The sequence below is a fragment of the Streptomyces sp. NPDC027189 genome, assembly GCF_055566975.1.
Genome location: NZ_JBVHRI010000005.1, coordinates 262,166 through 276,174, shown reverse-complemented (window position 1 = coordinate 276,174; position 14,009 = coordinate 262,166). Strand labels below are relative to the sequence as shown.

Below are 14,009 nucleotides of genomic sequence, written 5' to 3'. Positions count from 1 at the left end.
CTGAAATGGATCCGGTTTATGGGGAGTTGGCGTATGTGCTGCTGTCGGTACGGGGGCTCAGGCCCGCGTCTGGGACATGGCCAGCGAGTGCAGGAAGCGCATCAACGTCATCAGGACGTCCCGGCTGGAGGCCCTGCGGCGCGCGTCGCACTTCACGATGGGGATGTCCTCGGACAGGTCGAGCGCGGTCCGCAGGTCCTCGATCGGGTAGCGGGGCGCGTCCGGGAAGTCGTTTATGGCGATGACGAACGGCACACCGCGCTCCTCCAGGCGGCCGATCACGTCGAAGCTGACCTCCAGGCGGCGGGTATCGATCAGCACGACCGCGCCGAGCGCACCCTCGAAGAGGCCGTTCCACAGAAACCAGAAGCGCTCCTGCCCGGGCGTACCGAACAGATAGAGCACCAGCTGTTCGGTGATGGAGATGCGGCCGAAGTCCATGGCGACGGTGGTGGCCGTCTTGGTCTCGGAGCCGTAGTTGTCGTCGACTCCGATGCCGGCCTGCGTCATGGTCTCTTCGGTGGTCAGCGGCCTGATCTCGCTGACGGAGCCCACCATGGTCGTCTTGCCGACCCCGAAGCCGCCCACGATCACGATCTTCACCGCCGCCTGTGTGGTGTGCGGCAGATGGTCCTCGGCGCGAGGGCCCGTGATGGTGTCAGAGCTTTTGAAGTCCATGCATCACCGCTTCGAGGAGGGAACGGTCGGGGAGCGCCTGACGGACGATCGGGGCGCGCGCCTGTACCAGTTCAGCCGCCAGCAGCTCGGTGAGCAGGACGGTCACCACGCTGAACGGCAGGTTGAGATAGGCCGAGAGCTCGGCCGCGGACAGAGGGGCCTTGCAGAGCCGCAGCAGCGCCGACTGCTCCGGCTGGGTGGCGGGCGGCGGCGCGTCGGCGCGCGCCACGATTAACGTCACCAGGTCGATGTCGGCCCGGTCACCGCCCTCTGCTCCGCCCGTGAGGAGGTACAGGCGTTCGAGATCCTTCGGGTTGTCCTGGCCCGCCGGAGCGGGAGCCGCTTTGGGAGGCTCCGGGGGTCCTTCTTCCTTGGGGTAGCGCCGCCGGCGTTGCGGAGGAGTCATACGGTCTGCCCGTTGCGCCGCGGCGGACTCGTCAGATGGGCGCCGATCCGTACGACGAGGTCACGCATGCGGTTGCTCATCAGCCCGGGCTCCGCGGTCTGGTTGGCGAGCACCGCGAGATAGGCGTTGGGTCCGGCGGACATCAGATAGAAGTAGCCACCGTTGATCTCGATGATGACCATGCGCATCCGGCCGTCACTGCGGGGGATCTCGCTCGCGACGGCTCCGGCCAGGCTCTGCAGGCCCGCGCAGGCCGCGGCGACGCGGTCGGCGGCGTCCGGATCACCGCCGTGGCGGGCGATGCGCAGGCCGTCGGCGGAGAGCACCACGATCTGCTGGACGCCCGGTACGCCGTCGGCGAGCTCCTTGAGCATCCAGTCGAAGTTGGCTCGCTGCTGGATCACTTGAGGTCCCCCTCGTCGTCGGCCTCGGCAGGGGCCGGCTCGTTGTTCCTGGTGAATGCGGTCGGGTCCGGGTCGCCCTTGAGTCCGTTCATGAACGCCTCGACCCACAGACCCGGTTCGGGTTCCTTCTCCTCCGGCACGGGCTCGGGTGACCACGCGGAGGCCGCTGCGGCCTTGGCCTCGGCGGCCTCCGCCTCGGCCCGGGCGGCCTCGGCGTACCGCTGGCTGAGCGGGACCTTGACCCGGCTGCGGCGCTGCGGCAGCCCGTTGGCCGTCCATTCGGTGACCGTGGGGACGTCGTCCTCCATGGCCCCGCCCGTCGGGGAGGGGATCCGGGGTCCGGTGGTCGGGCGGCGCTTCTTGGGCTTGCGCGCCGGACCCTCGACGCCGCCGGTGTCGACACCCGTCACGGAGGGCGCGCCGACGCCGTGCGCGAGACCGGGGGCCGGGCCGGTGGTGAGCATGTCGCGGGGCGCGATGAGGACGGCGCGGACGCCGCCGTACGCGGACTGCCGCAGCGAGATCTGCATGTTGTACATCTGCGCGAGTCGGCCGACGACCGCCATGCCGAGTCGCGGGGCCTGGCCCATGACGTTCGGGTCGACGCCGGCCGCGGCCAGTCGGAGCAGCTCCTCGATCTTGCCGCGGGCTTCGTCGCTGAGGCTGACGCCGCCGTCCTCGATCTCGATGGCGACGCCGGTCTGCACCTCGATGGCGGTGACGTGCACCTTGGTGTGCGGCGGCGAGTAGCGCGTGGCGTTGTCGAGGAGCTCGGCCAGCGCGTGGATGAGCGGTTCGACGGATACGCCCTTGACGGCGACGTCGACGACGTTGTGCAGCTCGATGCGGCGGTACTCGAGGATCCGGGACATCGCGCCGCGCAACACGCTGAACAGCGGTACGGGCTGGGGCCATTGGCGTCCGGGACGGCCGCCGCCGAGGACCGCGATGGAGTCGGCGAGGCGGCCGATCAGCGCGGTGCCGTGGTCGATGCGCAGGAGGTCGTCGAAGACCTCGGGGTTGCGCCCGTGATCCTCCTCCATCTCGCGTAGTTCGTTGTTCTGCTGGTGGACGATGGCCTGGACGCGCCGGGCGATGTTGACGAAGGAGCGCTGCGCCGCGTCGCGCATCGACTCCTCGGTGTCGATGGTCTTGAGCAGTGTCTTCAGCAGATCGCGCTGCGACTCGGGGATTGCGCGGTGGTCCGGGTTGTCACGGCCCAGGGTGCGAATCACCTCTGCGGGGGAATCGCCGCCGCGCAGCTGGTCGAGCGCGGCGGGCAGGACGTTCTCGTGCAGGTACACGATGTCCTGGTCCTGGGCGGCGATGCGCTGTTCCAAGGAATCGGTGCGTCGCGCGAGTTCGGCGCGCAGCTCGCGGGCGATGCGGCCGCGGCGTACGGCTTCGGCGCCGATCGCGACGACCAGGAGCGTGGCGATGCCGCCGCACCAGCCGACGGCGGCCCGGGCCGGGTCGGTCACGACGGCGACGGCGGCTCCGGTCGCCGCGGCCATCAGTATGGCCGGCAGCAACAGCACGCGCGCGTAGGGAAGTTCACGGCCACCGGGAGGCGATTGAACACTCACCATGTATGCCCTCTGAGACAAATCGGCTGGGGGTCGGGGAAGATTGTGGGGGAAACGGCGTGGTCAAACTGAATCTTCGGAACTTTTGGGAACAAGCGCACGAATACACCTCAACTCGGTGCGCCGCGGGCGAGCTTAGTCCGACCGGATCATCGCTGTGTCATATTCCGCAAGCACCTGAAAACGCCCTCGGGGCAGGAGTACCCTCGGCCCATTTGCACGCTGAGGCTTTGTTCGCACACGGTGCGTGACGGCGTACAGGCATACGAAAGCCACCCCCCGGAGGAGTGAGAACTCCCGGAACTCCGGCTTGGATTGCGGCTTGGATTGCGGCTTGGGTTCTGCTCGGATACTGCTCTGATGCTGCTCGGAAACCGCTCGGATTCCGGCTCAGACTCCGGCGATGCGCAGCGCCGCGTCCGCCGTGGCCTCGGCGAACGCCGACACCGGCCGTTCCGGATCGGAGCGGTGCACGAGTATGACTCCTTCGATCAGCCCGAACAGCAGATCCGTGCGCAGTTCCAGCTCACTCTTGGCGAGCGCGCCCCCCGCCGACGTCGCGGCGAGCAACTGGCGGTAGGCGTCCTTGAGTTCGGCCCGTACGGCATGGAAGCCCGCGAAGCGTTCGGCGCGCACCTCGGGCAGCAGATAGAGCCCGCCGAGGTTGTGCGGGCCGCCGCAGAGCAGCTCCACATCCGTACGGCACAGCTCCCACAGTCGGCTCTCCGCCGGGGTCGCGTCGTCCGCGAGGAGCTCGCGGGCGAAGGTCAGGGAAGGCGTGACCGTGGACTCCAGGAGCTCGGCGAGCAGCTCTTCCTTGCCGGAGACGTAGTGGTACATGGACGCCTGGCGCATGCCGGCCCGCTCGGCGACGGCACGGGTGGTCGTCGCGGCGTAGCCGCGCGTGGTGAACAACTCGGCGGCGGCGTCGAGCAGTTCGGCGCGCGGGGAGAGCCCGCTGTCCGGCCGCTGTGCGGCAGCCCGCGGTCTGCCGACCTTTCGCCCACCGGTTCCCATGCGTTCGATCCTAGCCGCGGGTCCCGCGTGGCTGATCGCGCCCACGCGGCGGAGCCGCACGAGGTCGCAGCCCCGCGCCCCTCACGAGGCGCGCCCCGGCGACCCCCGTGAGGGATCGGTAACCGCACGGCAACGCACGAGCAACGGCTCCGACCCCCCGGGCTCCTAATTTCTGTCGGGCGACAGAAATGACCCGAGCCGTCAACAGCCGGAGGTCCCGCGATGGCGACAGCGACCACTTACGGAGCCCGCGACCACGCCCGATCCCAGGAAGGCACCCGCGCCGAGGCCATGCCCGTCGTCCCCGCCGGCGCCTGGCCCACGCCCCCCTGCGAGGCCGGCCACCTGGTGTGGGCGGAGACGGTGGCGGGCGGCAACTACACGCACAAGGTGCTGGCCCGCGGCACCGAGCTGCGGCTGACGGACCTGCGCGGCGACGCGTGTGCGCACCTCCTGCTGTACGTCGCCGACCGGCCCTGGGAGCGCCTGAACGTGGCGGACACGGTCAAGGTCCAGTGGAACGCCTACCTGGGCGAGGGTCAGCTGCTCCTGTCCGACCAGGGCCGGGTGCTGGCCTCGGTGATCGCCGACACCTCCGGGCGGCACGATGCACTGTGCGGCACCTCCACGCTCGTACGGAACACCGAGCGGTACGGGGACGGGACGCCGCAGTCCCCCTCCCCGGCCGGCCGCGAGCTGTTCAAGCTGGCCGCCGCCAAGAACGGGCTCGAACCGCGTGATCTGCCGCCGTCGCTCGCCTTCTTCCAGGGCGTGGAGGTCCGCGACGACGGCTCGCTGGACTTCACCGGCTCGGCCGGGCCCGGCGGCAGCGTGACCCTGCGCGCCGAGCAGGAGGTCACCGTACTGATCGCGAACGTGCCGCACCCGGCCGATCCCCGGCCGGAGTACATGAGCACCCCGCTGGAGGTGCTCGCCTGGCGCTCGGAGGCGACCAAGCCGGGCGACCCGCTGTGGGAGGCGACGCCCGAGGGCCGCCGCGCCTTCCTCAACACCGCCGAATTCCTTGCCGCGAGGGGGATCGCATGACCCGCACCGTTGTTCCGGCCCGGGCCGCCTGGTCGGCCGTCGTCCGCACCGGCGAGACGCTCACCGTCACCGATCTGCACGGCAACCAGGCCGTGGACTTCCTCGTGTACGACGCCCACGACACCGCCGTCCGCTACAGCGCACCCGACACGATCCACGCGCAGGGCAACCTCTTCCTGACCACCGGCAGTGTGCTCATGTCCAACGAGCACACCCCGCTGATGACCGTCCTGGCGGACGAGGTCGGCCGGCACGACACGGTCGGCGGCGCCTGCTCCAAGGAGTCGAACACACTGCGGTACGGGCACCACACCTGGTCCCAGCACGCCTGCGTGGACAACTTCCTCGCGGAGGGCGCCAAGTACGGCCTCGGCAAACGGGATCTCGTCTCGAACATCAACTGGTACATGAACGTGCCGGTCGAGAAGGACGGCACCCTCGGCATCGTCGACGGCATCTCGGCCCCGGGGCTCAGGCTCACCCTGCGCGCCGAGCGCGATGTGATCGTGCTCGTCTCCAACTGCCCGCAGATCAACAACCCTTGCAACGGCTTCGAGCCGACCGCCGTGGAGATGACCATCGGGGCGCCGGAATGACCTTTGACACGCTGCTCGTCGCCAACCGGGGCGAGATCGCGGTGCGGATCATCCGGACGGCCCGCGAACTCGGCCTGCGCACGGTCGCCGTGTACTCCGACCCCGACCGCTCCGCACCCCATGTCCGGCTCGCCGACGAGGCGGTACGGCTGGGACCCGCGCCCGCGAAGGAGTCGTACCTCGACGCCGACCTCGTCCTGAAGGCGGCCAAGGACACCGGTGCCGGGGCGATCCACCCCGGGTACGGCTTCCTGTCCGAGGACGCGGCGTTCGCGCGGCGCTGCGAGGACGCCGGGATCGTGTTCGTGGGGCCGACGCCGGAACAGCTGGAGCTGTTCGGCGCGAAGCACACGGCGCGGGCGGCTGCGGAAGCGGCGGGGGTGCCGCTGGCACCGGGTACGGGTCTCCTCCCCGGCCTTCCGGAAGCTCTGAAAGCCGCCGACCGCATCGGCTATCCCGTCATGCTCAAGGCCACCGGCGGTGGCGGCGGCATCGGTATGTCGGCATGTCGCTCAGCCGATGAGTTGACCGAGGCCTGGGAGCGGGTGCAGCGCGTCGCCGCGGCCTCCTTCTCCTCGGCGGGGGTCTTCCTGGAGCGCCTGGTCGAGCACGCCCGCCATGTCGAGGTGCAGGTCTTCGGCGACGGCCGGGGCCGTGTCGTCACCTTTGGCGACCGCGACTGCTCGCTCCAGCGCCGCAACCAGAAGGTGCTGGAGGAGGCCCCGGCCCCGGGACTGCCCGCGCGGGTCCGCGAGCAACTCGCCTCGTCGGCACGCGACTTGTGTGCCTCCGTGGACTACCGGTCGGCCGGAACGGTGGAGTTCGTCTACGACGCCGCTCGCGAGGAGGCCTACTTCCTGGAGGTCAACACCCGGCTCCAGGTGGAGCATCCGGTCACCGAGGAGATCTACGGAGTCGATCTCGTCGCCTGGATGCTGCGGCTGGCGCACGGCGAATCGGATGTCGTACGGGACCCGGGGGCACCCCGCGGTCACGCCGTCGAGGCCCGCGTGTACGCCGAGGACCCCTCGCGCGAACACCGGCCGAGCGCGGGCCTGTTGACGCGGGTCGAGTTTCCCGGCGGCGTCCGCGTGGACGGCTGGGTCGAGACCGGCACCGAGGTGACCACGTCGTACGACCCGATGCTCGCGAAGGTCATCGCGTACGGCCGGGACCGGGCGCACGCCCTGGAACGCCTCGACGAAGCGCTGGCCAGGACCCGGGTCGACGGCATCGAGACGAACCTGGGGCTGGTGCGGGCGGCGCTCGCGGAGGAGTCCTTCCGGACGGCGACGCACTCGACGGCGACGCTGGCCGGGATCACCGACCCGACGGCGCGCATCGAGGTCGTCGCCGGCGGAACCCTCACCACCGTGCAGGACTGGCCCGGCCGCACCGGCTACTGGCAGGTGGGCGTGCCGCCGTGCGGCCCGATGGACGACCTGTCCTTCCGGCTCGGCAACCGGGCGCTCGGCAACCACGAGGGCGCGCCGGGACTCGAATGCACCTTGCGGGGACCGACGCTGCGGTTCACTCACACCACGACCGTGTGCGTCACCGGTGCTCCCGCGCCGGTCACGGTGGACGGCTCGCCAGTAGCCCAGTGGGAGCCGGTGACGGTTCCCGCGGGAGCCGTACTGGAAGTGGGCGCGCCCGCCGAGCACGGCCTGCGCACCTATGTGCTGTTCGCGGGTGGCGGCCTGGACGTGCCGGCGTTCCTCGGCAGCGCGGCCACGTTCACGCTGGGCCGGTTCGGCGGCCACGGGGGGCGGGCGCTGCGGACGGGGGACGTGCTGCACGGCGGGTCGGTGACGGATCACGAGGCGCCCGTGCCCGTGGGCGATCGGCCCGTGTTCGCGTCCGAATGGCGGGTCGGCGCCCTGGAAGGCCCGCACGCCGCACCTGAGTTCTTCACCGAGGACGACATCCACGACTTCTACGCCGCCGACTGGAAGGTCCACTTCAACTCGGCGCGCACGGGGGTACGGCTGGTCGGGCCGAAGCCCCGGTGGGCGCGTACGGACGGCGGTGAGGCGGGCCTGCACCCGTCCAACATCCACGACACGCCCTACTCGGTGGGCGCGGTCGACTACACCGGCGACATGCCGGTGCTGCTCGGCCCGGACGGTCCCTCGCTCGGCGGCTTCGTCTGCCCGGCGACGGTCGTCAGCACGGAGCGCTGGAAACTCGGGCAGTTCCGTCCAGGTGACACGGTGCGGTTCGCGCCGCTCGCCGAGGACGGCTCGGCGCGGCCCGCGATCGTGGACGGCGGGGTGCTCGCACACGACGGCGACGTGACCTTCCGCCGCAGCGGCGACGACAACCTGCTGGTCGAGTTCGGCCCCATGCAGCTGGACCTGGCCCTGCGGATGCGTGTCCACGCGCTGATGGAGGCGGTCACAGAGGCGGATCTCGACGGCGTCACGGACCTGACGCCCGGCATTCGGTCCCTGCAGATCCAGACGGATCCGCGCAGGCTCCCGCAGCGCGTACTCCTCGCCACCGTCAGGGCGATCGCCGCGGCGCTCCCTCCTTCCGACCAGCTGGTGGTCCCCTCCCGCACAGTCCACCTCCCGCTCTCCTGGGACGACCCGGCCACCCGCGAGGCGATCGCCCGCTACATGGCGGGCGTCCGCGACGACGCGCCCTGGTGCCCGTGGAACATCGAGTTCATCCGCCGCGTGAACGGCCTGGACTCGGTGGAGGACGTGTACCGCACGGTCTTCGACGCGGAGTACCTCGTACTGGGCCTGGGCGACGTGTACCTGGGCGCGCCGGTGGCGACACCGCTGGACCCGCGCCACCGCCTGGTCACCACCAAGTACAACCCGGCGCGCACCTGGACCGCCGAGAACTCGGTCGGCATCGGCGGCGCGTACCTCTGCGTCTACGGCATGGAGGGCCCCGGCGGCTACCAGTTCGTCGGCCGTACGACCCAGGTCTGGTCGGGCTGGCAGCAGCGCGGCGCTTTCGAGCCGGGCTCGCCGTGGCTGCTGCGCTTCTTCGACCGCATCAAGTGGTACCCGGTGGAGCCCGAGGAACTGTTGCAGCTGCGGGCCGACATCACCTCGGGCCGCTTCGTCCCCCGGATCGAGGAGGGCGAGTTCTCACTCGCCGAGTACGAGGCCTTCCTCGCCGAGAACGCCGGCTCCATCGCGGAGTTCCGGTCCCGGCAGGGCGCCGCCTTCTCGACGGAACGGGATGCCTGGGAGGCGGCGGGCGAGTTCGCACGGGCGGAGGCGGCGACCGCTCCGGCCGCGACCCCCCTGGAGGTCTCGGTGCCCGAGGGCGGCCGCCTGATCGAGGCCGAATTCGCGGCGTCGGTATGGCAGCTGAACGTCCGAACGGGCGACGCGGTGACCACCGGTCAACCTCTCCTCGCCCTGGAAGCGATGAAAATGGAATCCAGGGTGCCCGCGCCCATGAACGGCATCGTCCACAAAATCCTGACCAAGCCGGGCGACCAGGTGGAGGCGGGCACGGCGTTGGTGGTTCTGGCGCCGGCGGGTCCAACAGTGCCGTGAAACACGCCGGTCGTCTGTGAGCAGGCGTTCCGCACGGCGGAACGGGTGGGCACAGGCGACCACGGCCCGCAGTCGACAATGCACCCCAGGCAAGGAGCACCGATGTCGTCCCCCACTCTCACCCGAGTCCGAAGGGCGTACGCCCGCATCGAGGCCACCGACCGCCCCGAGATCTGGATCGACCTACGCCCCCGGGCGGAGGTCGAGCAGGAAGCCCGAGCCATCGACGCCCGCGTCGCCGCGGGCGAGCCCCTCCCCCTCGCCGGCAAGCTCTTCGCCGCGAAGGGCAACATCGACGTGGCGGGCCTGCCCACCACCGCCGGATGCCCGGCCTACGCGTACACCCCGGAGGGCGACGCTCCCGTGGTCGCCCGCCTCCGCGCGGCAGGCGCGATCGTGCTGGGCACCACGAACCTGGACCAGTTCGCGACGGGCCTGGTCGGCACCCGCTCCCCCCACGGCGCCGTACGCAACGCCCTCGACCCGACCAGAATCAGCGGCGGCTCCAGCTCGGGATCGGCCGTAGCCACCGCACTCGGCATCGTCGACTTCGCCCTCGGTACGGACACCGCCGGCTCGGGCCGCGTCCCCGCCGCCTTCAACGGCATCGTCGGCCTGAAGCCGACCCGCGGCCTGGTCCCGACGACCGGCGTCGTCCCGGCCTGCGCCTCACTGGACTGCGTGACCGTGTTCGCCCGTACGCTCCCGGAGGCCGAGCAGGCCCTCGCGTTCATGACGTCCCCGTCCGGCCGCGACCTCCCGGCGCTCCCCCAGCGGGCCCCTGGACCATGGCGCATCGCCGTGGCGCCGACCGCACAGCTCGGAGAGCTGGACGAGGGCTGGGCGGAGGCGTACGAGGCGGCGGTGGCCCAGCTGGCGGCGGCGGGCGCGGAGGTGCGCTTCCTCGACCTCACCCCGTTCACCGAGGCCGCCGCGATGCTCTACGAGGGCGCGTTCGTCGCCGAGCGCTACACGGCCGTGGGGAGCTTTATCGACAAGTTGATCGGCGAAGGGGGTGCGGGGCTCGACCCGACCGTCGCCGGAATCATCACCCGCGCCCGGGACATCCCGGCCCACCAGCTGTACGCGGACCAGGACCGGCTGGCCGAGCTCCGCGCCCGGGCACTCGCCCAACTCGGTGACGCGGACGCGCTGTTGCTGCCGACAGCGCCGGGCCACCCCACGCTCGCCGAGGTCGCCGCCGACCCGGTGGGCGCCAACGCCCGCCTGGGCCGATTCACCAACTCCACGAACCTCTTCGACCTGGCCGCGGTCGCCGTCCCCGGCGGCACCGTGGACGGGCTGCCCTTCGGCGTGACGCTGATCGGCCCCGCGTTCACGGACGAGCGCCTGGCCCGGATCGCCCGGCTGCTCCAGCCGCGGCTGCGGATCGCCGTCGTCGGCGCACATCTGTCGGGCCAGCCGCTCAACCCCCAACTCCTCGCCTTGGGAGCGGAGTGGGAGCGTACGACCACGACGGCACCCGCCTACCGTCTGCACGCCTTGTCCACCACGCCCCCCAAGCCGGGCCTGGTCCACGTGGGCACCGGAGGCAGCGCCGTCGAGGCGGAGGTGTGGCGGCTGCCCGCCGAAGGCCTCGGGCGCCTGCTCGCCGACCTGCCCCGGCCGATGGCGCTGGGCCGGGTCGAGCTGGCCGACGGCACACACGTACCCGGCTTCCTGTGCGAGCCAGGCGCGCTCGAAGGGGCCGAGGACATCACGGAGTACGGCGGCTGGCGCGGTTACCTCCGGGCGCGGCCCGCGCAACCGGGGCTCTAGCCGCTCGCGCGACCCCGCGCACAGCCCCGTACATGACATGCCCCTGTGCACAAAGGCGCGCCGCCTCCCGGACATCAAGGAGACGGCGCGCCACGTGCCCTTGGTTCAGCCCACCGACGAGTAGGCCACCACCCCGCGCAACAACGCGTCGACGGCCCTGCGCGCGTTCTTCGCGACCGTGGAGCTCTGGCCGCCGGAGACGGGCGCGGCGGCCGCGATCTGGCCCAGTACGTCGATGACCTGCTTGCACCAGCGCACGAAGTCACCTGCGGGCATCTCGGCCTCGCGCAGCACCTCGTCGAGGCCCTTGCCGGAGGCCCACTCGTACGCGGCCCAGGCGAAGCCGAGATCCGGTTCGCGCTGACCGACGCCCTCGGTCTGGGTGATCCGGAAGTCCTCCTCCAGCGCGTCGAGGCGACCCCAGATGCGGACCATCTCGCCGAGCGCGGCCTTGGCCTTGCCGGACGGCACCTTGGGTGCCATGGCGTCGTCGGCGACCCGGGACTCGAACACCAACGCCGAGACGCAGGCGGCGAGTTCGGCGGGGCTGAGCCCCTCCCAGACCCCGGCGCGCAGGCATTCGCTGGCGAGCAGGTCGAGTTCGCCGTAGAGCCGGGCGAGCCGCTTGCCGTGTTCGGTGACCTCGTCGCCGCGCAGGTAGTCCAGCTCGGTGAGGAGGGCGACGATCCGGTCGAAGGTGCGGGCGATGGTGTTCGTCCGGCCCTCGATGCGGCGCTCCAGCTGCGTGGTGTCGCGCTGCAGCCGGTGGTAGCGCTCTGCCCAACGGGCGTGGTCCTCACGGTCGTTGCACCCGTGGCAGGGGTGGGCCCGGATCACCGTGCGCAGCCGGGCGATCTCGCGGTCGTCGGCCGCCTCGGACCGCTTCTTGCGGTGCCGGTCCGGGACGATGTGCCCGGCCTTGGTGCGCAACGCGGACGCCAGGTCGCGACGCGACTGCGGCGAGCGCGGGTTGAAGGACTTGGGGATCCGCATCCGGTCCAGCGCTTCGACCGGCACCGGGAAGTCCATCGAGGCCAGCCGCTTCACCTGGCGCTCGACGGTGAGCACCAGCGGGCGCGGGCCGTCGTGCTGCTCGAAGCCCCGGTGGCCGTTCGACCGGCCCGCGGGCAGCCCGGGGTCCAGCACCAGCGCGAGTCCCGCGTACTTTCCGGTCGGAACGTGGATCACATCACCGGGCTTGAGCTTCTCCAGGGCGACGGCCGCCTCGGCACGACGCTGCGACGCGCCCTGCCGCGCCAGCTCGGTCTCGCGGTCCTTGAGCTCGCGGCGCAGCCGCATGTACCCGTCGAAGTCGCCCAAGTGGCAGGTCATGGACTCCTTGTAGCCCTCGAGACCTTCCTCGTTGCGCTGCACCTGCCGGGAGATCCCGACGACCGACTTGTCGGCCTGGAACTGCGCGAAGGACGTCTCAAGCAGTTCGCGCGAGCGATGCCGCCCGAACTGGTCGACCAGGTTCACCGCCATGTTGTACGACGGCTTGAAGCTGGAGCGCAGCGGATAGGTGCGCGTGCCCGCGAGTCCCGCCAGGTGTTCGGGGCTGAAGCCGCGCTGCCACAGCACGACCGCGTGGCCCTCGACATCGATACCGCGGCGCCCGGCGCGGCCGGTCAGCTGGGTGTACTCGCCGGGGGTGATGTCGGCGTGCTGCTCGCCGTTCCACTTGACGAGCTTCTCCAACACCACCGAGCGGGCAGGCATGTTGATGCCCAGCGCGAGGGTCTCCGTCGCGAAGACGGCCTTGACCAGGCCGCGTACGAAGAGTTCCTCGACGACCTCCTTGAACGTCGGCAGCATGCCCGCGTGGTGGGCCGCGATGCCGCGCTCCAGGCCCTCCAGCCACTCGTAGTAGCCCAGGACGTGCAGGTCCTCGGTCGGGATGGAGGCGGTGCGCTCCTCGACGAGTTCGCGCACCCTGGTCCGCGCCTCGTCGTCGTTCAGCCTGAGGCCCGCGTACAGGCACTGCTGGACGGCGGCCTCGCAGGCCGCGCGGCTGAAGATGAACGTGATGGCGGGCAGCAGCCCTTCGGCGTCGAGCCGCTCGATGACCTCGGGGCGGCCCGGCGTCCACATGCGGGAGCGCTGTCTGCGCTCCCGCTCGCGGTCGGCCTCGCGCATGGCGCGGCCCCGTCTGCGGTCCTGGTACGACGGGCGGCTGGCCTCCATGCGCGCCATGCGCGTGAGGTCGGGGTTGACGGCCTTCTTCTGGCCCTCGCCCTCCTCGAAGAGGTCGTACATCCTGCGCCCCGCCAGCACGTGCTGGAACAGCGGCACGGGCCGGTGCTCGGAGACGATCACCTGGGTGTCGCCGCGCACGGTGTCCAGCCAGTCGCCGAACTCCTCCGCGTTCGACACGGTCGCCGAGAGCGACACCAGGGTCACCGACTCCGGCAGGTGGATGATCACTTCCTCCCAGACGGCGCCGCGGAAGCGGTCGGAGAGGTAGTGCACCTCGTCCATGACCACATAGCCGAGTCCGAGGAGGGTCTGCGAGCCCGCGTACAGCATGTTGCGCAGCACCTCGGTGGTCATCACGACCACCGGGGCTTCGGAGTTGACGCTGTTGTCGCCGGTGAGCAGGCCGACCTTGTCCGCGCCGTAACGGCGGCACAGATCGGCGTACTTCTGGTTCGAGAGTGCCTTGATCGGCGTCGTGTAGAAGCACTTCTTGCCCTGCTGGAGGGCGAGGTGGACGGCGAACTCGCCGACCACCGTCTTGCCCGAGCCGGTGGGCGCGGCCACCAGGACGCCCTTGCCCCCTTCAAGAGCTTCACAGGCGTCGATCTGGTAAGGGTCGAGGCCGAAGTCGTACATCTCGCGGAAGGAGGCGAGCGCGGTGGCCTGCTCGACAGCGCGCTGTCGTGCTGCCGCGTACCGCTCGGCCGGTGAGAGGTCCTCTGTCATCGTGCTTTCGAGACTACCGGGAGGCACTGACAACAGGACGATCAATATCG

General features: G+C 70.9%; 10 protein-coding genes. 4 read left to right on the top strand and 6 right to left on the bottom strand.

The window, feature by feature from the left end; all coding sequences use genetic code 11:
* Nucleotides 1-57: 57 nt before the first annotated feature.
* The 5 genes from ACZ4RZ_RS14815 to ACZ4RZ_RS14795 all read right to left on the bottom strand — a co-directional run bounded on the left by ACZ4RZ_RS14815 (nt 58) and on the right by ACZ4RZ_RS14795 (nt 4,091).
* A complete protein-coding gene (locus ACZ4RZ_RS14815) occupies nt 58-678 on the bottom strand; it encodes a GTP-binding protein (protein WP_467744698.1) in 621 nt (206 codons plus the stop codon).
* Nucleotides 659-1,084, bottom strand: a complete 426-nt coding sequence (locus ACZ4RZ_RS14810; RefSeq protein WP_467744697.1) for a DUF742 domain-containing protein — start codon at nt 1,082-1,084, stop codon at nt 659-661. Before ACZ4RZ_RS14810 ends, ACZ4RZ_RS14815 begins: the two co-directional genes overlap by 20 nt.
* Nucleotides 1,081-1,488 (bottom strand): roadblock/LC7 domain-containing protein, encoded by a 408-nt coding sequence (locus ACZ4RZ_RS14805; RefSeq protein ID WP_467744696.1) that lies wholly within the window; start codon nt 1,486-1,488, stop codon nt 1,081-1,083. Before ACZ4RZ_RS14805 ends, ACZ4RZ_RS14810 begins: the two co-directional genes overlap by 4 nt.
* Nucleotides 1,485-3,077, bottom strand: coding sequence for an ATP-binding protein (locus tag ACZ4RZ_RS14800; RefSeq protein ID WP_467744694.1), 1,593 nt, complete (start codon nt 3,075-3,077; stop codon nt 1,485-1,487). Before ACZ4RZ_RS14800 ends, ACZ4RZ_RS14805 begins: the two co-directional genes overlap by 4 nt.
* A gap of 387 nt (nt 3,078-3,464) precedes the next feature.
* A complete protein-coding gene (locus ACZ4RZ_RS14795) occupies nt 3,465-4,091 on the bottom strand; it encodes a TetR/AcrR family transcriptional regulator (protein WP_467744692.1) in 627 nt (208 codons plus the stop codon).
* 222 nt (nt 4,092-4,313) lie between these two features.
* Between ACZ4RZ_RS14795 and ACZ4RZ_RS14790 the strand changes: the two genes are divergently transcribed.
* The 4 genes from ACZ4RZ_RS14790 to atzF all read left to right on the top strand — a co-directional run bounded on the left by ACZ4RZ_RS14790 (nt 4,314) and on the right by atzF (nt 11,037).
* On the top strand, nt 4,314-5,138 hold the full coding sequence (locus tag ACZ4RZ_RS14790) for an urea amidolyase associated protein UAAP1 (RefSeq protein ID WP_467744690.1): 825 nt from the start codon (nt 4,314-4,316) through the stop codon (nt 5,136-5,138).
* Nucleotides 5,135-5,734, top strand: coding sequence for an urea amidolyase associated protein UAAP2 (locus ACZ4RZ_RS14785; RefSeq protein WP_467744688.1), 600 nt, complete (start codon nt 5,135-5,137; stop codon nt 5,732-5,734). The genes ACZ4RZ_RS14790 and ACZ4RZ_RS14785 overlap by 4 nt, the downstream gene beginning before the upstream one ends.
* Nucleotides 5,731-9,258 carry a 5-oxoprolinase/urea amidolyase family protein gene (locus ACZ4RZ_RS14780; RefSeq protein WP_467744686.1) on the top strand — a complete coding sequence of 1,176 codons (3,528 nt, stop codon included), beginning with the start codon at nt 5,731-5,733 and terminating at the stop codon, nt 9,256-9,258. Before ACZ4RZ_RS14785 ends, ACZ4RZ_RS14780 begins: the two co-directional genes overlap by 4 nt.
* 102 nt (nt 9,259-9,360) lie before the next feature.
* Nucleotides 9,361-11,037, top strand: a complete 1,677-nt coding sequence (atzF, locus tag ACZ4RZ_RS14775) for an allophanate hydrolase (RefSeq protein ID WP_467744684.1) — start codon at nt 9,361-9,363, stop codon at nt 11,035-11,037.
* Between the two features lie 105 nt (nt 11,038-11,142).
* Here atzF and ACZ4RZ_RS14770 read toward each other — a convergent pair whose 3' ends face one another.
* Entirely contained in the window at nt 11,143-14,004 is a 2,862-nt protein-coding gene (locus tag ACZ4RZ_RS14770) for a DEAD/DEAH box helicase (protein WP_467744682.1), read from the bottom strand.
* Nucleotides 14,005-14,009: the final 5 nt, after the last annotated feature.